Annotated in this window: 19 protein-coding genes; 10 read left to right on the forward strand and 9 right to left on the reverse strand. The window is 52.8% G+C overall.

Going from position 1 to position 19,252, the window contains the following annotated elements:
* Positions 1-5: 5 nt before the first annotated feature.
* Entirely contained in the window at positions 6-821 is an 816-nt protein-coding gene (locus ACT3TY_RS12220; RefSeq protein ID WP_444628430.1) for an amidohydrolase, read from the forward strand.
* Positions 821-1,525: a pseudouridine synthase gene (locus ACT3TY_RS12225; RefSeq protein ID WP_444628431.1), complete on the forward strand. Its 705-nt coding sequence runs from the start codon at positions 821-823 to the stop codon at positions 1,523-1,525. Before ACT3TY_RS12220 ends, ACT3TY_RS12225 begins: the two co-directional genes overlap by 1 nt.
* A 134-nt stretch (positions 1,526-1,659) precedes the next feature.
* Here ACT3TY_RS12225 and ACT3TY_RS12230 read toward each other — a convergent pair whose 3' ends face one another.
* From ACT3TY_RS12230 to gloB, 6 genes are read right to left on the reverse strand one after another with little or no spacing between them, the layout of a single operon-like run.
* Entirely contained in the window at positions 1,660-3,252 is a 1,593-nt protein-coding gene (locus ACT3TY_RS12230) for an ABC transporter ATP-binding protein (RefSeq protein ID WP_444628433.1), read from the reverse strand.
* Positions 3,245-4,318: an ABC transporter permease gene (locus ACT3TY_RS12235; RefSeq protein WP_444628434.1), complete on the reverse strand. Its 1,074-nt coding sequence runs from the start codon at positions 4,316-4,318 to the stop codon at positions 3,245-3,247. Before ACT3TY_RS12235 ends, ACT3TY_RS12230 begins: the two co-directional genes overlap by 8 nt.
* Positions 4,319-4,320: 2 nt before the next feature.
* Positions 4,321-5,394, reverse strand: coding sequence for a microcin C ABC transporter permease YejB (locus ACT3TY_RS12240; RefSeq protein WP_441679365.1), 1,074 nt, complete (start codon positions 5,392-5,394; stop codon positions 4,321-4,323).
* Between the two features lie 32 nt (positions 5,395-5,426).
* Complete coding sequence (locus ACT3TY_RS12245) at positions 5,427-7,352, reverse strand: extracellular solute-binding protein (protein WP_444628436.1); 1,926 nt, start codon at positions 7,350-7,352, stop codon at positions 5,427-5,429.
* A gap of 33 nt (positions 7,353-7,385) precedes the next feature.
* Complete coding sequence (locus tag ACT3TY_RS12250; protein WP_193054593.1) at positions 7,386-8,597, reverse strand: transglycosylase SLT domain-containing protein; 1,212 nt, start codon at positions 8,595-8,597, stop codon at positions 7,386-7,388.
* Between the two features lie 30 nt (positions 8,598-8,627).
* Complete coding sequence (gene gloB / locus ACT3TY_RS12255) at positions 8,628-9,395, reverse strand: hydroxyacylglutathione hydrolase (RefSeq protein ID WP_193054592.1); 768 nt, start codon at positions 9,393-9,395, stop codon at positions 8,628-8,630.
* Positions 9,396-9,506: 111 nt separating this feature from the next.
* Here gloB and ACT3TY_RS12260 point away from each other — a divergent pair, with 111 nt between their 5' ends.
* Genes ACT3TY_RS12260 through nudC form a run of 4 tightly spaced genes read left to right on the forward strand, consistent with a single transcriptional unit; the run spans position 9,507 to position 12,297 of the window.
* A complete protein-coding gene (locus ACT3TY_RS12260) occupies positions 9,507-10,283 on the forward strand; it encodes a class I SAM-dependent methyltransferase (RefSeq protein ID WP_444622348.1) in 777 nt (258 codons plus the stop codon).
* Positions 10,284-10,305: 22 nt separating this feature from the next.
* Positions 10,306-10,785: a ribonuclease HI gene (gene rnhA, locus ACT3TY_RS12265; RefSeq protein ID WP_406565437.1), complete on the forward strand. Its 480-nt coding sequence runs from the start codon at positions 10,306-10,308 to the stop codon at positions 10,783-10,785.
* Positions 10,785-11,522, forward strand: a complete 738-nt coding sequence (gene dnaQ, locus ACT3TY_RS12270; RefSeq protein WP_172118769.1) for a DNA polymerase III subunit epsilon — start codon at positions 10,785-10,787, stop codon at positions 11,520-11,522. The genes rnhA and dnaQ overlap by 1 nt, the downstream gene beginning before the upstream one ends.
* A complete protein-coding gene (gene nudC / locus ACT3TY_RS12275) occupies positions 11,515-12,297 on the forward strand; it encodes an NAD(+) diphosphatase (protein WP_444628438.1) in 783 nt (260 codons plus the stop codon). Before dnaQ ends, nudC begins: the two co-directional genes overlap by 8 nt.
* Positions 12,298-12,336: 39 nt before the next feature.
* On the opposite strand, the gene ACT3TY_RS12280 is transcribed toward nudC, so the two are convergent.
* The gene (locus ACT3TY_RS12280) at positions 12,337-12,645 is read right to left on the reverse strand and encodes an SCP2 sterol-binding domain-containing protein (protein ID WP_444628439.1); all 309 of its coding nucleotides are present in this window, start codon (positions 12,643-12,645) and stop codon (positions 12,337-12,339) included.
* A gap of 146 nt (positions 12,646-12,791) precedes the next feature.
* On the opposite strand from ACT3TY_RS12280, the gene sohB reads away from it, so the two are divergent.
* On the forward strand, positions 12,792-13,835 hold the full coding sequence (gene sohB / locus ACT3TY_RS12285; RefSeq protein ID WP_444628441.1) for a protease SohB: 1,044 nt from the start codon (positions 12,792-12,794) through the stop codon (positions 13,833-13,835).
* A gap of 21 nt (positions 13,836-13,856) precedes the next feature.
* On the opposite strand, the gene ACT3TY_RS12290 is transcribed toward sohB, so the two are convergent.
* The gene (locus ACT3TY_RS12290; RefSeq protein ID WP_087111368.1) at positions 13,857-14,177 is read right to left on the reverse strand and encodes an ArsR/SmtB family transcription factor; all 321 of its coding nucleotides are present in this window, start codon (positions 14,175-14,177) and stop codon (positions 13,857-13,859) included.
* Positions 14,178-14,476: 299 nt separating this feature from the next.
* Here ACT3TY_RS12290 and ACT3TY_RS12295 point away from each other — a divergent pair, with 299 nt between their 5' ends.
* The 3 genes from ACT3TY_RS12295 to ACT3TY_RS12305 all read left to right on the forward strand — a co-directional run bounded on the left by ACT3TY_RS12295 (position 14,477) and on the right by ACT3TY_RS12305 (position 18,084).
* Positions 14,477-16,390, forward strand: coding sequence for a propionyl-CoA synthetase (locus ACT3TY_RS12295; RefSeq protein WP_444628442.1), 1,914 nt, complete (start codon positions 14,477-14,479; stop codon positions 16,388-16,390).
* 137 nt (positions 16,391-16,527) lie between these two features.
* Positions 16,528-17,196 carry a 7-cyano-7-deazaguanine/7-aminomethyl-7-deazaguanine transporter gene (locus ACT3TY_RS12300; protein WP_172118764.1) on the forward strand — a complete coding sequence of 223 codons (669 nt, stop codon included), beginning with the start codon at positions 16,528-16,530 and terminating at the stop codon, positions 17,194-17,196.
* 81 nt (positions 17,197-17,277) lie between these two features.
* Positions 17,278-18,084 (forward strand): alpha/beta fold hydrolase, encoded by an 807-nt coding sequence (locus ACT3TY_RS12305; protein ID WP_444628444.1) that lies wholly within the window; start codon positions 17,278-17,280, stop codon positions 18,082-18,084.
* A gap of 86 nt (positions 18,085-18,170) precedes the next feature.
* Here the strand turns inward: ACT3TY_RS12305 and ACT3TY_RS12310 are convergent, their stop codons facing one another.
* Complete coding sequence (locus tag ACT3TY_RS12310; RefSeq protein WP_444628446.1) at positions 18,171-19,148, reverse strand: ABC transporter substrate-binding protein; 978 nt, start codon at positions 19,146-19,148, stop codon at positions 18,171-18,173.
* Positions 19,149-19,252 lie beyond the last annotated feature (104 nt).

Below are 19,252 nucleotides of genomic sequence, written 5' to 3' on the forward strand. Positions count from 1 at the left end.
GTGACATGAGTCAGCTAAGAACGAGCCTGGTACAGTGCGATTTGCGCTGGGAAGACCCACAGGCCAACCATGATCATTTAGTCCGTTTGTTGGGCGATCTGGACAGCCGTGACACCGATCTCATCGTATTACCCGAGATGTTTGCAACGGGTTTTACCATGAACTCGCGCGAAATGGCCCAGCCCATGGCGCAAAGTCAAAGCGTCGCCTGGCTGCAAGCGCAAGCTAAAGCGCGTAACTGTGTCATAACCGGGAGTGTGGCCATCGTTGATGACGGCCAGTATTACAACCGTATGATATGGGCCACGCCCGAGGGTGATATCCGCCATTACGATAAACGCCATTTGTTTCGTATGGCGGGCGAGCATGAACGCTATGGTATGGGCAGCCAGCGTGAAATAGTCGAGCTCAAGGGGTTTAAGCTACTGTTAAGCGTTTGCTACGACCTGCGTTTTCCTGTTTGGTTGCGTCAACAGCCAGCAGCGCAAGAGCACTTCGAGTATGATGCGCTACTGTGTGTTGCCAACTGGCCAGCACCGCGTCGGCAGCCTTGGCGAACGCTGCTCCAGGCTCGGGCGGTGGAAAACCTTGCGTATGTTGTGGGGGTTAATCGTGTTGGTGAAGATGCCAAGGGCCTTGCTTACAGTGGCGACTCCATGCTGGTCGATTTCAAGGGCGAACCGCTCATCGACCATCCTGAAAATACGCCGTTTATTGAAACGGGGACGCTTGATAAAACGGAGTTAAATGCTTTTCGTGAAAGATTTCCAGCCTGGCAAGATGCCGACCACTTTTCGTTACTGCCAGGAGTGGGCCAATAATGCGCCTTGATCGATTTTTAAGTGAAACCACACCGCTAACGCGTAGTTTAGCAAAACGAGCGCTTAAAAATGGCGAAGTCACGCTTAATGGTGAGCCTATTAAGCAGTCGGCCACCCAGATTGATACCGAGCAGGATGAGGTGAAATTCAACGGCGAAACGCTTTCGCTGGTCGGGCTTCGCTATGTAATCATGCACAAGCCAACGGATGTTGAGTGCACTGCCAGGCGCGGGCTGTATCCACGGGTAATTGATTTGATTGATTTGCCCAAAGTAGAGCGTCTTCAACCAGTAGGGCGGCTGGATGTTGATACCACTGGCCTTTTACTGATGACTGATGATGGCCAGTGGTCTCATCGTGTTACCTCACCGCGTCATCGTTGCGCCAAGGTCTATATCGCCGACTTGGCTGAGCCTATGGAAGGCAACGATGCGGAGTGGGCAATCAATCAGGTAGCCCAGGGCATTCTGCTGGATGATGAAGAGACACCAACGCAGCCTGCGTTACTCCGGTTTATAACGCCTCTACAAGCGGAGCTTACCCTGACCGAAGGGCGCTATCACCAGGTTAAGCGTATGTTTGCCGCGCTGGGTAACCATGTTAATGCGCTGCACCGTCAATCTATTGGTGATGTTGTATTAACGGATGATTTGGGCCCCGGGGAGTGGCGCGAGTTAACGCAGGAAGAAATCGACAGCTTCTAAATTCAGCCGCTAAGCGCACTTGGCCAAACGGCAGTAGGTCAAGTGCGTATTCAATACTCAATTTATACCGTTATCTTACTTCTTTAAGCAACGCCTACTATCAGAGTTACCTGCTTACATTTTTCAAAAGAACGTTAAGCAAAAAAACGTGGCAAATGGGCGGCGGCAATCAGCGATTGAGTATATGCATGCTGAGGCGAGGACAGCACGTCAAGGCAGGGGCCCTGTTCGACCACTTCACCATCCTTTAGCACCATAATACGGTGCGCCATGGCACGTACTACGGCTAAGTCGTGGCTAATAAATAGATAGCTAAGCTGACGACGTTCCTGTAACTGACGAAGTAGCGTCACAAGCTGCTTTTGTACGGTACGGTCCAGCGCTGAGGTAGGCTCGTCCAACACGAGAAGTTCAGGCTCTAAAATAATGGCTCGGGCCACGGCTATTCGCTGGCGCTGTCCGCCGGAGAACTCATGGGGATAGCGTGCCGCACAGCCTTCAGGTAAACCCACCTCAAGCAGCGTTTGTTGCACACGGCGGGTAACTTCATCGAGTGAAAGCGCAGGATAGTGAAAACGTAGCCCCTCACTCACGATACCAAACACCGGCATACGCGGTGAAAGCGCACCGTATGGGTCCTGAAATACCATTTGTAATCGATGACGCTGGTGCCGTAGCGCATTGCCCGTAAGCTGGCTCAAGGTAGCATCACCTAAGATAACGTCTCCCTGACTTTGCACCAGGCGCATAATCGCGGATGCCAGCGTCGTTTTACCTGAGCCTGACTCGCCGACAATGCCCAACGTTTCACCGGGCGAAATACTCAAGTCGGTTGCTTTAAGCGCTTCAAAGGGGGGAGGCTGGCGTTTGAATAGCCCTGTTTTGGGTCGCTTAAAACTAACGCTTAGCTGGCGAGCGGTTAATAAGGGCGCCGTATTGGCAGGCGCTGCCGGGCGGCCTTCAGGCTCCGCTGCTAACAGTGCTTTGGTGTAATCACTTTGTGGGTTTTGAAAAACCTCTTCAACTGGCCCCATTTCCTGAATCTTACCGCGATACATCACACAAACCCGCTCGGCATAGCGGCTTACAAGATTCAAGTCGTGGCTGATAAACAACATGCCCATGCCATGCTGATCGCGAAGCTCTTTTAAAAGGCCGAGTATGTCTTGCTGGACGGTGACATCCAGCGCGGTCGTCGGCTCATCGGCGATTAGTAGTGCTGGGTTATTGGCAATGGCCATGGCAATCATGACGCGCTGACGCTGACCACCGGAGAGTTGATGAGGCCAGGCATCCAACAGCTCATCAACGCGGGGCAGTTTCACTTGTTCAAGCAGTTCTCTGGCCCGCGCTCGCGCCGCTTGCCCACTTAACCCTTGATGCAGGCGCAGGGTTTCCCCAATTTGCTTACTGATACGGTGTAAAGGGTTGAGTGATGTCATGGGTTCTTGAAATACAAACCCTACGCGGTTGCCACGCACGCTGTTCCAATCGCGCTTGCCAAGTTGATTGAGGTCAGTCTCCTCTAGCCAGCGCTCGCCGCTTATCATGGCATTGCGGGGTAAAAGGTTAATAGCCCCCAGTGCTGAAACGGACTTGCCCGAGCCGGACTCACCCACAATCGCCAGCGTTTCGCCTGCATTGACCGTTAATGAAAGCGCATCTACCACTACATTATCATCAAAGGCAATCGTGAAATCCGTTAGCCGAAGTAGTGGTTTAGGCATGTTGGGTGTCCTGCGCAGGCGTTTGGCGCTGATTAATGTGGCGTGGGTCGAAGGCATCGCGCAGCCCTTCACCAATAAAGACAAGCAAGGAGAGCATCACGGCAAGCGTCATGAAGGCGGTAATACCCAGCCATGGCGCGTGCAGATTATTCTTACCCTGAGCGGCAAGCTCACCCAACGATGGAGAGCCCGGTGGTAAGCCAAAGCCCAAAAAGTCGAGCGCTGTTAACGTACCAATCGCCCCGGTAAACAGAAAGGGGATAAACGTTAGAGTAGCCACCATGGCATTCGGCAGGACATGGCGCCACATAATCAGCCGAGACGGCAATCCCATGGCTTTTGCTGCGCGTACGTATTCCAAATTGCGTGCTCGTAAAAACTCGGCCCGCACAATATCGACCAGGCCTAGCCATGAAAACAGCAGCATAATGCCCAGCAGCCACCAAAAACCGGGTTGCACGAAGCTTGCTAAAATAATCAGCAAAAACAGTACCGGTAGCCCCGACCATATTTCAGTGACCCGTTGGCCTATAAGGTCCACCTTGCCGCCAAAATACCCCTGCACACCGCCCGCTAGAACGCCTAACGCCAGCGACCCTGTCGTAAGCACTAATGCAAAAAAGACAGAGAGCCGAAAACCGTAGATAACGCGGGCCAGCACATCGCGCCCTTGGTCATCCGTGCCCAGCCAGTGGCGGCTATCCGGGGGAGCTGGTGAGGGTTGTTGCATCTGCATATCCAGCGTTTGATAGGAGAACGGAATAAGCGGCCATATGGCCCAGCCGTTGTCGCTAATTTGCTGTTGAATAAACGGGTCCAAATAGTCAGTACGGGTGGGAAGAAAGCCCCCGAAATCTGTTTCCGGATAATCCACCAGTAAAGGTGTATACCACTGCCCGTCGTAGTTCAGGATAAGCGGCTTGTCATTGGCAATCAGCTCGGCAAACAGGCTGATAATGAACAGCACGCCAAACAACCAAAGTGATATCCGCGCGCGACGATTTGCTTTAAAGGCGGCTAAACGGCGCTGCGAAATGGGGGATAGCCGTGATGTAAAAGCGCTCATTTTCACGACTCCCTCGTTGCAAAGTCGATGCGTGGATCCACCCACACGTAGGTCAAATCGGATATCAGCTTTAGCACAAGCCCGATGACCGTGTACAAAAACAGGGTGCCGAAGATGACCGGATAATCCCGCTGCATAACGGCTTCAAACCCTAGAAGGCCCAGCCCATCAAGCGAGAAAATCACCTCAATCAGCAGGGCGCCGGTAAAGAAAATCCCAATCATCGCGGCCGGCAATCCCGCAATAATGATGAGCATGGCGTTACGAAAAACATGACCGTACAAAATGCGCTGTTCGTTAGCCCCTTTGGCGCGAGCGGTGAGCACGTACTGTTTATGAATTTCGTCTAAAAAGCTGTTCTTGGTCAGCATGGTAAGCGTGGCAAAGCTGCCGATAGCGGCCGCTGTGACGGGCAACGTGATATGCCAGAAGTAGTCTTTTATTTTGCCGCCTAGCGAAAGGTCCGCAAAATCTGGAGAGGTTAGCCCTCTGAGGGGAAACCAGTCCCAATAGGTGCCGCCCGCAAACAGCACAATCAACAGGATGGCGAATAGAAAGCCCGGTATCGCATAACCGACCACCACCAGCCCTGAGGTCCACACATCAAAACGTGAGCCGTGGCGCAAGGCTTTACGAATACCTAGTGGAATGGAAATCACATAGACCAGCAGGGTGGTCCATAAGCCCAGAGAAATGGATACCGGCAGGCGCTCAATTATCAGTTCGATCACCGGGCGGTCGCGAAAAAAACTGGTCCCGAAGTCGAGCGTAAGATAATCGGTCATCATGCCGATAAAGCGTTCATGGGCTGGCTTGTCGAACCCAAACTGCTGTTCCAGCTGTTCGATAAAGCGGGGGTCAATACCCCGTGCGCCCCGCGAATCATCGCTTACTTGAACATCTGCTCCGCCCATGTCTAAACGTGTGCTGGCCATGGCGTTGGCGCCTTCAAAACGCGCTAGCATCTGATCAATGGGGCCGCCGGGCGCGGCTTGAACGATCATGAAGTTAAGCAGCATGATGCCGAGTAGCGTCGGTATCATCAGTAGCAGTCGGCGTAGGGTGTAACGTGCCACAGAGTGCACTCCAGTCGTTATTATTTAGCCCTTCAGCGACGCCGGTGACGGCGCTGTAATTCTGCTTCACGGTCGGTATCGACCCACCAGGCATCTAAATCCATTGCGTATTCCGGGAAAGGCTCTTGATAGCCGAACTTGTCCCATACTGCAATACGCGTTTCGCCGGAGTGATAGTGGGGGATGGTGTAAAAACCCCAGCGCAGCACCCGGTCGAGCGCGCGCGTCGCTGTATCCAGTTTCTCCCGGCTCTCTGCGCTAATAATGTCCTCGATTAATGCATCCACTGCCGGGTGAGCAAGCGCCATTCGGTTACGGCTTTGCGGCGCTTTGGCGGCCTCACTACTCCAGAAGTCGCGCTGTTCGTTACCGGGGTTATTGGATTGGGGGAAATGGCTGATCACAATATCGTAATCGTAACTACGCTGGCGATTAAGATATTGGTTAATGTCCACGATCCGCATGGTGGTCTGTACACCGAGACGCGCCATATTGCGCAGCATAGGCTGTACCACACGCTCAAGACTCGCATCGTAAAGCAGCACTTCTAACTGTAAGGGCTTGCCTGTTTCAGTATGAACCAGTACGCCGTCTTCCACCTGGTAGCCCGCTTCGTTCAGCAATTCGAGCGCCCGGCGTAAGCGTTCGCGCAGGTCCGTCGGCTGGTCGATAGGGAGTGCATCGGTAAATATTCGCTCAGAGCGATGAGAGGCTAAAAGCTCCTCTCGATAAGGCTCAAGCAGGGCGAGTTCTTCCTCTGACGGCAGGCCATCAGCTTGCATCTCTGAGTTCTGGAAATAACTTTCGGTACGCTGATAGGCGTTATAAAAAATATTGGTATTCAGCCAGGGAAAGTCGAACGCCAGGCTGAGCGCTTCGCGTACGCGCGGGTCCTGGAACTTCTCCTTACGAAGATTGAATACGAATGCCTGCATGAGCGAAGGATTTACATCAGGCACCGTGATGCGTTTCACCAACCCTTCGCGATACGCCGGGAAATCGTAGCCAATGGCCCAGGTCGCCGCACGGGCATCGGTCCTGAAGTCGGTTAAGCCCGCCTTGAATGCCTCCCAGGCAATATCCCTGTCTCGGTAATAGTCGTAAACCACACGATCAATATTGTAGCGGCCGACATTAACAGGCAGGTCTTTACCCCAGTAGTCGTCGTCCCGCTGATATACGATGCGCCGGCCTGGGTCGACGTCACTGATGCGATAAGGGCCGGAGCCTGGGTGTGCTGTCAGTGTCGGGGCGGCAAAGTCACGGGGTTCCCAGTAGTGGCGGGGGAGGATCGGTAACTGTGTGACGATTAATGGTAATTCACGAGACTCCGTACTGCTAAATTCGAAGCGAACCTGGTGTTCATTTAGCGCAATGGCGTTATCAACATCGGCATAGTAACTGGCGTAAAAAGGATTACCCTCTTCACGCAGCAGGTTAAAGGAGAACACCACATCGTACGCGGTTACCGGCTCGCCATCTTGAAAACGTGCTTCGGGGCGGAGGTCAAACTCAATCCACTCCCGGTCAGGGTCCAAGCGGACGCCTTCCGCCAGTAATCCATACACGCTGAAGGGTTCGCCTGGATTGCTGGTCATTAACGTATCGTATATCTGGCCTACGCCGGTGGCCGGCGTGCCACGAATGATAAAGGGGTTGGTGGAATCAAAGCTGCTGCCCACGGCGGTGTGGGTGATGGTGCCGCCCTTGGGAGCCAGTGGATTAACATGAGGGAAATAGGCAAAGTCGGCAGGTAACTCAGGGCTATCGTAAAGTGACAGCCCATGCACCGTTTGAATCGATGTATTGTTGCTTGCGACGCTATCTGCAGGCGTTAGGCTATTGCCAGCCATGATCTGCGGTTGAGGTTCAGCCTCTGTCGGTTCTGCAAAGGCTGACATACTCATGATGAGGCAGCTAACGATTAGCAGCGTCTTTACAAACACACCACGTGGCATTGGTTACGTCCCATGTGAGCAGATCTTGTCAACTCATTGCCCTGAAAGTGTCAGGAGTTGGCCTGGTTGTAAAGCATTAGGTCGATCAAGCGCATTCCAGCGTATCAAGTCATTTTGGTTAACCTGGTAGCGGCTGGCAATGGCGGATAGATTGTCTCCACGTTCAACACGATGAACGTTGGGCGCTTGTGTCGAGGCAAGTTCGCTAGACGTGGTTTGCGAAAGCTGAGCTAATACCTGTGTATCGGCTTCCTCAGGTACTAAAAGCGTTTGTACATTGCGGGGGTCGATGCTGCCGTTAAGCAGCCCAGGGTTTAGCTCGGCTAGCGCTGATTGGCTGACATCTAAAAGCTGTGAGGCTTGAGCGATACTTAAGGGTTGCTCCAGTTTTACTTTGGCAAAGGCTGGGTCCATGTGAATGTCTGGCAGGCTAATATCAAAGCGTTCCGGATCATTAATGATGGTCGCGATCGCTTTTAGTTTGGGAATGTACTGCATGGTTTCATGCGGTAACGATAGATCCCAATAGTCACCCGCCAGCCCCTGATTTTGTGCCTTGCGTAGAGCGCGATTAACGGTGCCCGCTCCGGCGTTGTAAGCCGCCAACGAAAGCATGATGCCGCCCTCGTACCACTGATCCGCCTGCATCTCAAGGTAATCAAGCGCCGCTGCGGTGGAAGTGAGTACGTCCAGGCGCCCGTCATAATTGCCGTTACGAACCAGACCCAACGCATCACCTGTGTTGGGCATGAACTGCCAGAGCCCCGCTGCGCCACGATGGCTGCGCGCACTGGGGTCGAAGGAGCTTTCGACAAACGGAATCAAGGCGATTTCGCCGGGTAGGCCGCGATCACTCACTTGTTGAGTGATCCAGGCAAGCCAGGGCGTGGCGCGCTCAGTAATTGTGGCTATGTTTTCGGGGCTGGCGCGATAATATTCGATCCACTCATCCACGCGGGCCTGAGCGCTGGGGGGCAGTGTTAGCTCCTGCCACTGAAACGTTTGACGCAGCGCTGTCCAGGCATCCTGATGCTGAAGCTCTAGGTCTTCCCAAAAACTGGTGTGGAAAGAAGTCGAAGCCGCCTGCGTTGAAGGCGTGTGCTCTGTGTAGGAAGTAGCACTATTAGAAGGGCTATATGAGAGTGCTGAGGCTTGTGAGTTAGCGGCAGCGGCCAATAACAAGCCCATAATTACCGTACTGCCAGCGCTTAATACCAAGCGCTGTCGCATCGTTCGATAGGTCATAGTTTAATTCATTTGGTTTCTGGAGCGTTCTTAAAATCGGTTCTTCCACTCACGTAGAGTGGCGAACGTCGCGAGGTCGTTGTCATTAGCTCCCTGTTCTCCTGCCGCTTGGCGTACGCTTTGCGTACCGACGCGCAGGTAGGGATTAATTTTCAGCTCGCGTCCTATTGTGCTGGGTAAGGTGGGGCGATTTAATGCCCGAGCCTTTTCACACTCACTTAAGGCATAAGTCACATCGTCATTCTCTGGGTCAGCTGCGTGGGCAAATACAAGATTCGCCTGTGTGTATTCATGAGCAGCAAAGACCAGTGTATCGGCAGGTAGTTCCGCGAGTTTGTTCAATGACGTGTGCATTTGTTCGGGTGTGCCTTCAAATAAACGGCCACAGCCTGCACAAAACAGCGTATCTCCACAAAACAGTAGTGCCGGAATACCCGGCGTATAAAAGCTAATGTGATCAAGCGTGTGCCCGGGGGTTGCCATGACATCAAATTGGCGTCCCATCACACGCACGGTGTCGCCGTCACCGACATGCTGATTAATACCCTGAATATCCGGATTCGCTGGACCAATGACATGGGGAGAGTAGCGCTTGATGAGCGTTGCCAAGCCTCCCGTATGATCATGGTGATGATGGGTAATCAGAATGGTGTCCAGCGTCAGCGACTCACGCTCTAACAGCTTGATGACAGGATCGGCCTCACCAGGGTCCACCACGCAAACGCTTTGACTGGTATCTTGTCTCAATAGCCAAATATAGTTGTCGCTAAGGGCGGGAATCGGTGTCACGCTCATCATGGGCGAGATCCTTTTAAGGGTTGCAAACCTGCTGTCATTACGCTGATAAGTACGTTGAAAAGACACATAGAAAGCGTTAAAAAGCCGTTACTTTGGAGGGAAGCGCTGTCCATGTCAAATTCGACAACGGCCGATAAGGCGATGACCAGCCGCTTGGTAAATAGCCAGGCCTACTGGAAAACGGATGCTGGTCGATCACTTTGGGACGTGCAACGTGCTTGCCTGGGGCCCGTGGTTGAAAGCCGGGCGGGTAGGCATAGCCTGGAGATAAGCATGGGGCCTTCTTTGATGACCATGTCGTCGATACCGCACGCGGTCCGCTGGGTTCCAACGCTTGAATTCGCCACCAGCCCATCAACGCTGGTTTGCCCACCTGACCGTTTGGCGTTGCCTGATCGTTGTATGGATGTGGTTATCATCCACCACTGGCTAGAGCAATTGGAAAACCCTCACCACACCCTACAAGAAGCGGCACGAGTGACGGCGGACAACGGAATGCTGGTGCTCTTTGGTTTTAATCCTCTGAGCGTTAAAGGCCTGGCACATCAGTGGCGTAAACGCCGGCCCGAATTCCCTTGGAACGGGCAGTGGCACAAGCTTGGGCGACTGCGTGACTGGCTAGCATTTGTCGATTTTGAGGTCGAACGCGTAGACTATTGCTGTTTTAGAGGCTTGCTGAATGCGTCTTGCCCTGAAGGGCGAGAGGCGCTGGGGCGTCGGCATAATTTGCCTTGGGGGGAAAGTTACATGATCCAGGCACATCGCCGCCAGCAGTCGGCTTACGTCAAACGCATTAAGTTTGCGCTACAACGCCCTGTTTCCTCTTCATCGCTCGGTGCTACACGCAGAGGTAAACCGGCGCATAACCAGTCTCATCAGGATACGTAGCGCCAATACCTGTTAATAAAGGATGGAAAGATTGAGTAATCAAGCGGCCGAGCAGCTACCGCAGGTCACGGTATATACCGACGGTGCATGCCGGGGAAATCCTGGCCCTGGCGGTTGGGGGGTGGTGCTGTCTAGCGGCGAGCATGAAAAGACCTTAAAAGGTTATGAAGCTGACACCACCAATAATCGGATGGAATTAATGGCCGCCATTATGGCGCTGCGCACGCTCAATAAGCCGTGTGAAATCGCGCTATGGACCGACTCTCAGTATGTTCGCCAAGGCATTACTCAGTGGATTCACAACTGGGTTAAACGCGGCTGGAAAACCGCCGCCAAGCAGCCAGTCAAAAACGCCGAGCTGTGGAAAGCGCTGCACGAAGAGACCCATCGACACAAGGTAGAGTGGCACTGGGTAAAAGGGCATAGCGGGCACCCTGGTAATGAGCGCGCTGATGCGCTCGCCAATGAAGCCATTGATGAGCACCAGCAGAGGAGAGCGTGATGCGCCAAATTATCATGGATACCGAAACGACCGGTATCGACCCCAAGGATGGCCATCGCATTGTAGAGATTGGCGCCGTTGAAATGGTGAATCGCCGTTTTACTGGGCGTACCTATCATCAATACATCAATCCTGAGCGGCATATCGACGCAGAAGTCGTGGCAATTCACGGTATTGACGATGAAAAGGTCGCAAACGAGCCAGTGTTTGCTCAAATAGCGGACGAATTCTGGGCTTTTATCGAAGGCGCAGAGCTGGTTATTCATAATGCCCCCTTCGATGTGGGCTTTATGGATCATGAGTTTGGCCGGTTAAATAAGCAGCGCAGTGGAGCGCCATTAGGTCCGGTGCGTGAGCACTGCCGCGTTCTGGATACGCTCACAATGGCCCGGGAGCTGCATCCAGGACAGCGTAATAGCCTGGATGCCCTGTGTAAGCGTTATGACATTGATAACGGCCACCGTGTGCTCCACGGGGCGTTGCTCGACTCCGAGATTCTGGCCGACGTTTATCTGGCTATGACGGGAGGGCAAACGGCATTGACGCTGGATGCTGCCACGTCTTCAGAAGAGCAGCAGGCCGATTCGTCAAATGAAGGCCTATCGGTTCAGCGGCTAACGCTTACACCCGGTCAGTTGCGTGTCATCCGTCCAAGCGCACAAGAGCACGCCGCTCATCAGGCAAAATGCCAGGCACATAAGCTGAATTGGTTTGAGGAACGTGATCACAATGCTTAGGCGTGAGATTCCGCACCATGTACGTGAAGGGCGCGTTGTTCGTCTATCGCGCAGCCAACTGGCGCCAGCCCCTCTATCGGGCGACCAGGCACTGACGCCGCTTCAGCCTTATCAACCTTGGACTGAACAAATGCAGCCGTTGTGTTACTGGAATGACGAGCCAGTAGCGCTATGGGTTGATAAAGAGCCAGGTGATGACTGGATTGATGGGCGCCAATGGATGGCGGATCTTCCCAGCGGGTGGTTTAGCTTGATTTCTACCGCGCTTCAGGTTGGCGCATGGCTTGATAATCACCGTTTTTGCGGACGTTGTGGCGCTGCGGCCACGAGGCTTGAAGCTGAATTCGCCATGCACTGTAATGCGTGTGGGCATCGCAACTACCCACGTATTTCACCGTGTATTATCACTCTGGTCACCAGCGGTGAAGCGATGCTGTTAGCACGAAGCCCACGTTTCCCGCCAGGACGTTACTCGACCCTGGCAGGCTTTATTGAACCGGGTGAGTCAGCCGAAGAGGCTGTCCATCGTGAAGTGTTTGAGGAAGTGGGTGTACATGTTGATAAGCTGCGCTACCACCAAAGTCAGGCATGGCCATTCCCCCATTCACTGATGTTTGGTTTTTTTGCTGAAGCGACCACGCGGCGTATTAATATCGATGGGGTAGAGATTAGCGATGCGGCCTGGTTTTCGCCGCGGCAACTACCTTCGTTGCCGCCGCCGTACTCCATTTCACGTGAACTGATTGAAACGCATTTGGCTAAATGGCGTGAGTAAGCCACTAACACCCTGGCTTAAAAAGTTCACGGCGAGCGTTTAGTTGGGAAACAGGCTGGTGAGTTTGGTGGCCAGCATTACGTTGCCGGTTGCTTTTAACTTGCCAGTCATAAAGGCGGTCATGCCATTGATATCACCGGTCATAATACCCTTGAGGGTATCTGTACCCATGCTCAAGCTGACCGAAGGGTCATCATGTTCGCCTTCCTGAACATCCAGAGCGCGATCCTTGATAACAAGGTAGTGATCACCCGCATCTTCAAAGTGAAATTGAAATACTTCGTCCATACCCTCAGCCGCATCCGAATTAAAGCGTGCTTTCAACTTATCAAGCGTGCTGTTTGACATAACTATCTCTCCAAAGGCGGTAAAATATATAAATGGATCATCAATGACCCGATGAATGTGAATGAGAGTATTTTAAACAATCGTTTAGTTCAAGCCGTGCGAACGGATATTGAACGATAGTGCTAAACCTTGGCAGGAGCGTATACGTGAGTGAATGGATAGCAGGAATGGGCACCTTTCTGGTGCAAGCGACGATGGTTGTTGGATTGCTGGGAGGCGTCGCCTTGCTGATCTTGCGCAGCAAAGCAACTCAAGAAAGTGATCTTCGGTTGCATATTGAGCCACTCAATGAGCAGCGTCAGTCGCGTAATCGCCGTCTTCGCATGGCTGCCACTGAGCAGGGCGCGCGTAAAAAGCTGCTTAAGGGGTTTCGCCAGGAAGACAAAGGTCGTCAAAAAACAGCGAAAAGCAAAGAGGCTACTCCATCAAAGAACAGAGTATGGGTGCTGGATTTTCACGGTGATATCAAAGCTTCTCAAACGGAGCTTTTCGCTCAGGAAGTATCGGCCATTATTGATGTCGCTGAGCCCAATGACGAAGTAGTGGTACGTTTGGAGTCTGCTGGGGGGCTTGTGCATGCCTATGGATTGGCTGCCGCACAACTGGATAGGCTGCAAAGCGCGGGCCTTACTACCACCGTGTGTATCGATAAGGTGGCGGCCAGCGGCGGATATATGATGGCCTGTACGGCTCAGCATATTAAAGCTGCGCCGTTTGCGGTAATTGGCTCAATTGGTGTGGTCGCTCAGGTGCCGAACATTCACCGCCTTCTTAAACGTCATGATATTGACGTTGAGCTACTTACGGCGGGTAAGTACAAGCGCACGCTAACGGTGATTGGCGAGAACACCCAGGAAGGCCGTGAAAAATTTGTAGAAAACCTGGAAAATACTCATCGCCTGTTTAAGGACTACGTGAGTAACCACCGCCCTGAAATGGATATCGATACTCTGGCAACAGGGGAAATTTGGTACGGCAGCGAAGCCGTTGCCAATCAGTTGGTCGATAGTCTGGGCACCAGTGAGGCGTATCTGGTTGAACGAATGGCCGACGCCAATGTATACCATGTGCGCCTTGAAGCGCCGAAAACTATCAGCCGCAAAATAGGCTTGGCAGTCTCGGCGGGTGTAGAAAACGCCGCGCTAAAGGCTCTCAGTATGCTGGAGGCCTCCGGCTGGCAGCATCGGTAGTCCCTAAAAACAGTGCGTTTTTTACGTTGTATAGTGCTGCGCCAGGGTGTCTAAAATTGCCTTGGCGCTGTCGCTACGCAAGGAGTAATAAATGGTTTGTGACTCACGTCGTGTATTGACCAGCTCATCCCTGCGTAAAATAGCCAGATGTTGCGAAAGCGCCGATTGGCTCAGTGAAAGCTGCTGATTAATTTGCGTGACCGAAAGCTCCTCCTCGGCCAGTAAGCAGAGTATTTGTAGGCGTTTTTCATTCGCCAAGGCTTTTAATAAATTCGTAGCTGATACAAGGTTTTGGCAGTTATTTTCGAGCAGACATGCAGCGGCGCTTGAGGACGCAGACATCATAATCTCCTTGCCTACACTGGACGGGAAGCGGTCATTTGTAGTGTTTATACATGCATTTTTATCAATTGTTATGCCATCGCCGCAGTGCAACGATGATTAATTTAATAATCGGTAATTTAGTGAGTTTTGTCCAAATCTTCATTTAACGGTTAATCAATGATAACGCTGGCTCTTTAACGTCTTCCCTGGCCCATTGTCCGTCTTTAGCCGATAGTATGAGGGTGAGTACGGCAATTACTTTATAGAGTAGAAGCTATTCAATGCTACTTCGATAATACAATAAAGACAGGGTCATTATGAGCCGCTACCAAGAATCCTACCTGCAAGCGAGCAGTCAGCCCGAACACTTCTGGGCTGAGCAGGCCAAACGCCTGCCCTGGTTTACGCCACCCACACGGATTCTTACCTATGATGACCAGCAGCATGCTCGCTGGTTTGGCGATGGTGAGATCAACATCTGCTATGCCGCGCTCGACCACCATGTTGAGCAGGGCCGAGCGGAACAGCCCGCTATTTACTGGGATTCACCTGTAACGGATGCCAAGGCAACGCTAACCTACCGGCAACTGCGTGATCAGGTAGCCTACTTTGCCGGTGCGCTTTCCGAACTTGGCGTAAAAAAAGGGGATCGCGTGGTGATTTATATGCCCATGATTCCTGAAGCCTTGGTCGCGATGTACGCCTGTGCGCGGCTTGGGGCCGTCCATTCCGTCGTTTTTGGCGGTTTTGCGCCTCACGAGCTTGCGGCAAGAATCGAGGATGCTGAACCCAGCGTGGTGGTTGCTGCCTCCTGTGGTGTTGAGGTGGATAAGGTCATTCCCTATAAGCCAATCATTGACCAGGCGCTGGCATTAAGTACTCACCAGCCGAATGCCTGTGTGATTTATCAGCGTGACATAGCACCGGCTACCTTGGGCGATCGTGATTATAACTGGAAGGATTTAGTGGCCAGCGCCGCCTTTGCTGAATGTGTTCCCGTAAAAGGGACCGATCCCCTGTATATCTTGTACACCTCAGGCACGACGGGAAAACCCAAAGGTGTGGTACGTGATACTGGTGGTTATGCGGTGGCGCTTGAGTACTCGATGGAGGCAATTTACGCCCTGGAGCCAGGCGACGTATTTTTTACGGCCTCAGATGTGGGGTGGGTGGTAGGCCACTCCTATATTGTTTACGCCCCGCTACTGCGAGGCTGTACCAGTGTTGTTTATGAAGGCAAACCGGTCAATACACCCGATGCGGGTAGCTTCTGGCGCATTATTGAGGAATACAACGTCAAAAGCTTCTTTACCGCGCCCACGGCTTTTCGGGCAATTAAAAAAGCGGACCCGGATGCCGCGCTGTTTTCCCTGTACGATATCAGTAGCTTGAAGTACGTGTTTGTAGCGGGTGAGCGACTTGACCCGCCTACATTTCATTGGCTGGATGATCTGCTGGATGTGCCGGTGATTGATCACTGGTGGCAAACCGAGACAGGCTGGCCGATTGCTGCTAACCAACCAGGCTTGGCAACCATGCCTATTAAAGCGGGGTCGGCGACCTTGCCGGTGCCTGGATTTAATGTGCAGGTGTTAGGCCGCGACGGCGAACCCGCAGCACCCATGGAGCAGGGGAGTGTGGTTATCAAGCAACCGATGCCGCCTGGGTGCCTGGTGGGCATTTGGCATGACCCCCAGCGTTTTCATAGCGCTTATATGGCGGCGTTTCCGGGTTACTACTTAACTGGCGACGGCGGCTACTTCGATGAAGAGGGTTATCTGTTCATTATGGGGCGCACCGATGACGTGATCAATGTGGCAGGGCATCGGCTCTCCACCGGAGAAATGGAGGAGGTGGTGGGGGCGCACCCTGCGGTGGCTGAATGTGCGGTGATTGGCATCCACGATATGCTGAAAGGACAAATCCCCCTTGGCTTGGTGATTCCCAAGGATGGATTTAACGGCGATGAAATAGCGCTTGAAAATGAGCTGATCGCGCGTGTCCGTGAGTATATTGGTCCTATCGCATGTTTTAAGCAGGTGCTGGTGGTCAACCGTTTGCCGAAAACCCGCTCTGGAAAAATATTGCGAAAGCTATTGCGCACGATTGCAGATGGGAAGGCGTTTGGGATCCCCTCCACCATTGATGACCCTGCAAGCCTGGAAGATGTGCGTATCGCCATGTGTGAACGCGCTATCGGCGATGCCGATAAAGCAACGCCGCGTGATTGAGTCAATTAAGTGCTGACAGGCAGGGTGGCGACTTTTAATGCAGTTAAGAACGCGTATAATGCGCGGCCAGCAGCGCTATGCGCTTTCTTATGAGGGTTCCCTAACCCCTCTTGGCTTGTAAAAAAAGGTCATTTTGCATGTTTGCACTAAGTGATACGCAGTACCGCCGTTGCCTCGTGGTAATGGTCGCCTTCCATATCGGCATTATTGCTGCCAGTAACTACCTTGTTCAGCTGCCGTTTACGCTCTTTGGGTTCCATACGACCTGGGGAGCGTTTAGTTTTCCGTTTATCTTTCTGGCCACTGACTTAACGGTCCGCCTTTTCGGCAAAAATGCTGCACGCGCCATCATCTTGCGCGTGATGTTGCCCGCTCTGGTCGTGTCGTATGTTGTGTCGGTCGTATTCCCGCGAGGCAGTTTTGCCGGGTTTGAAGCACTTGGCGAGTGGAATGTGTTTGTGGCGCGCATTGCGCTGGCAAGCTTTCTTGCGTATGTCATAGGGCAGTTACTGGACGTGCAGGTATTTGATCGCTTGCGCCAATTGGCCTGGTGGGTAGCGCCGGTATGCTCGACAGTGCTTGGCAATCTTGCTGACACTTACGCGTTCTTCTCCACCGCATTCTATAACAGCCCTGACGCCTTTATGGCCGCAAACTGGCTAGAAATTGCTGCGGTGGACTATGCCATAAAGCTCGCCATCAGCCTGCTGTTCTTTTTACCCTTGTACGGCTTGCTGCTTGCCTGGTTGACGCGCCGCTTGGTGGTTTGGACGGGGCATACCGACCTATCTCCGCGTACGGTTTAATAATGTACGGCTAATCGTTGTTGCTTAACAATGACGGCCTTGTTGACAATCACATGATTAATCAACGCTTAGGGAGTTTACATGACTGATGCTGCCACGGTGGACCTTCACTATCTGGAAATGGAGAGTGAAGGAGCTCCCGATGCGACACCGCTTGTGGTGATTCATGGCTTAATGGGTAGTGCCGACAACTGGCGCTCCCATTTGAAAGTCTGGCAGCGTTCGCGCCGCGTCATTGCCGTGGATTTACGTAACCATGGTCGTTCACCGCATAGCGATGATATGCGTTATGCCACGATGGCCCAGGACGTCATTGCACTGCTCGATAGTCTCTCTATTACTCAGGCGCATGTGCTTGGCCACTCCATGGGCGGTAAAGTTGCTATCAGCCTTGCAAGGATGGCGCCCCAGCGCGTAGTGACGTTGACAATAGGCGATATCGCCCCGGTCGTTTATCAGCATGGCCATGATGATATTTTTGCGGCCCTTAAGCGTGTTAGAGAAGGCCGGCCAAAAAATCGTCGTGAAGCCGATGAGCTGCTGGCTGAACACGTTGATTCGCGATCTACACGGCTATTTCTGGCGACCAACTTAGCGCGTACCGAAGAAGGCGAGTTGGGGCTGCGTATAGGCCTGGATGAGATTCAGCGAGGGTATGACGATATTATTGACTTGCCTGCGGGAGAAGTCCCTTACGAAGGCCCGACGCTCGTGCTTCGCGGCGCCCAGTCGCACTATGTGACGGACGATATGCTGCCTGCCTTGCGTGAGATGATGCCCCAGGCGCGCGTAGTAACGCTTAAAAACGCAGGTCACTGGCTTCACGCAGAGCAGCCTGAGGCGTTTCAGCAAGCCGTTGAGGCCTTTTTGGAACACCATGAGCGCTAGGCTGCTTGAAAACAGTGCCTGCACTTAACAGGTCTTAATGATAAGCCCCCGCTACGAGTTTCTCCTGAACAATCAGCGCTCCCGGATTAAAGAGTGTAAGGGTCAATGGCCAAACGTGATGTGGGCAGTTCAGCGTCTATTAGCCCTTGCTGTAAAAGATACGTTTCAAACGTTGCATAACGGCGTGCGTTCAAGGTAGCAGGGCTTAATGCGATCCGGCGCAGAATATCCGGCCAAGCGTTGGCATTGGTTGCGTTATCAAGAATGGGGTGAGCACCAATCAGCGTTTCCCAAGCGGACTCCGGATTTTCCACCATCCAGTTGCTGGCTTCTTCTAACGCCACCAAAAAACGCGACCACGTCTCGGCTTTTTTGGCTAATGAGTTGCTATTGGCCACTACAATTAGCCCATCATGGCGCGGAATGCCCAGCTCGCTATAGCGCACGGTATGCGTGGCAATGCCGTTTGAGGTTAATTGCTCGGGCAGAAAATGATAAAAGCCGTCAGCAATGGCCTCTACGCTCTCTTCAGTAAACGCATTGACCACATTAAAATGAACGCTTTGAGGTTCTAAAAATGCATCGGTTTGGCGTACGGAGCGCGGCACGAGCTTGGGAACCAGCAAGTTGGCACCTTCTCGAGTGTTGTATCCATAATGAAGTCCGGCCAGGTGCGTCGCATTTTCCGGTTGAGCGTCGCCAGTGACAATGACGGCGTTAAGCGGCGTTTCAATCAGTGTCGCAATGCGCGTGATGGGAACATCTTCGTGGGCAAGTAGATGCAGCAATGGCTGGCGCGTTAACGCTAAATCCACTTCTCCCGCTGTCAGCAGTTTTATGGCGATCGCAGGGTCCGCCGGTGTTTGAAGCTCCACTTCCAGCCCCTGTGCGCTAAACAGGTCTCTCGTTTGCGCAACGACCAAGGCCGCATGCTGAGGACTAAGATACCAGTCCAGCATTAAACGCACGCTTTTCAGTGGCGGCGGCTCAAGCGGAGCTGGAGGTGCCAGTGCCGTAGTGGGGACTTCATCAACAACATCACTGTCAACGGATGGCCACAGCATGTCAGGAATCATAATGTCACTTTCAAGAGAAAGCGGTGTCTGATCCTCCTTCGGCGTGTCTTGTTCTGCATAAGCTAATGAATATGCGAAAAATAAACAAAAAA

Origin of the sequence: Halomonas sp. AOP22-C1-8 (assembly GCF_052378905.1) — a bacterium.
In the GTDB taxonomy this organism is placed as follows: domain Bacteria; phylum Pseudomonadota; class Gammaproteobacteria; order Pseudomonadales; family Halomonadaceae; genus Vreelandella; species Vreelandella citrativorans.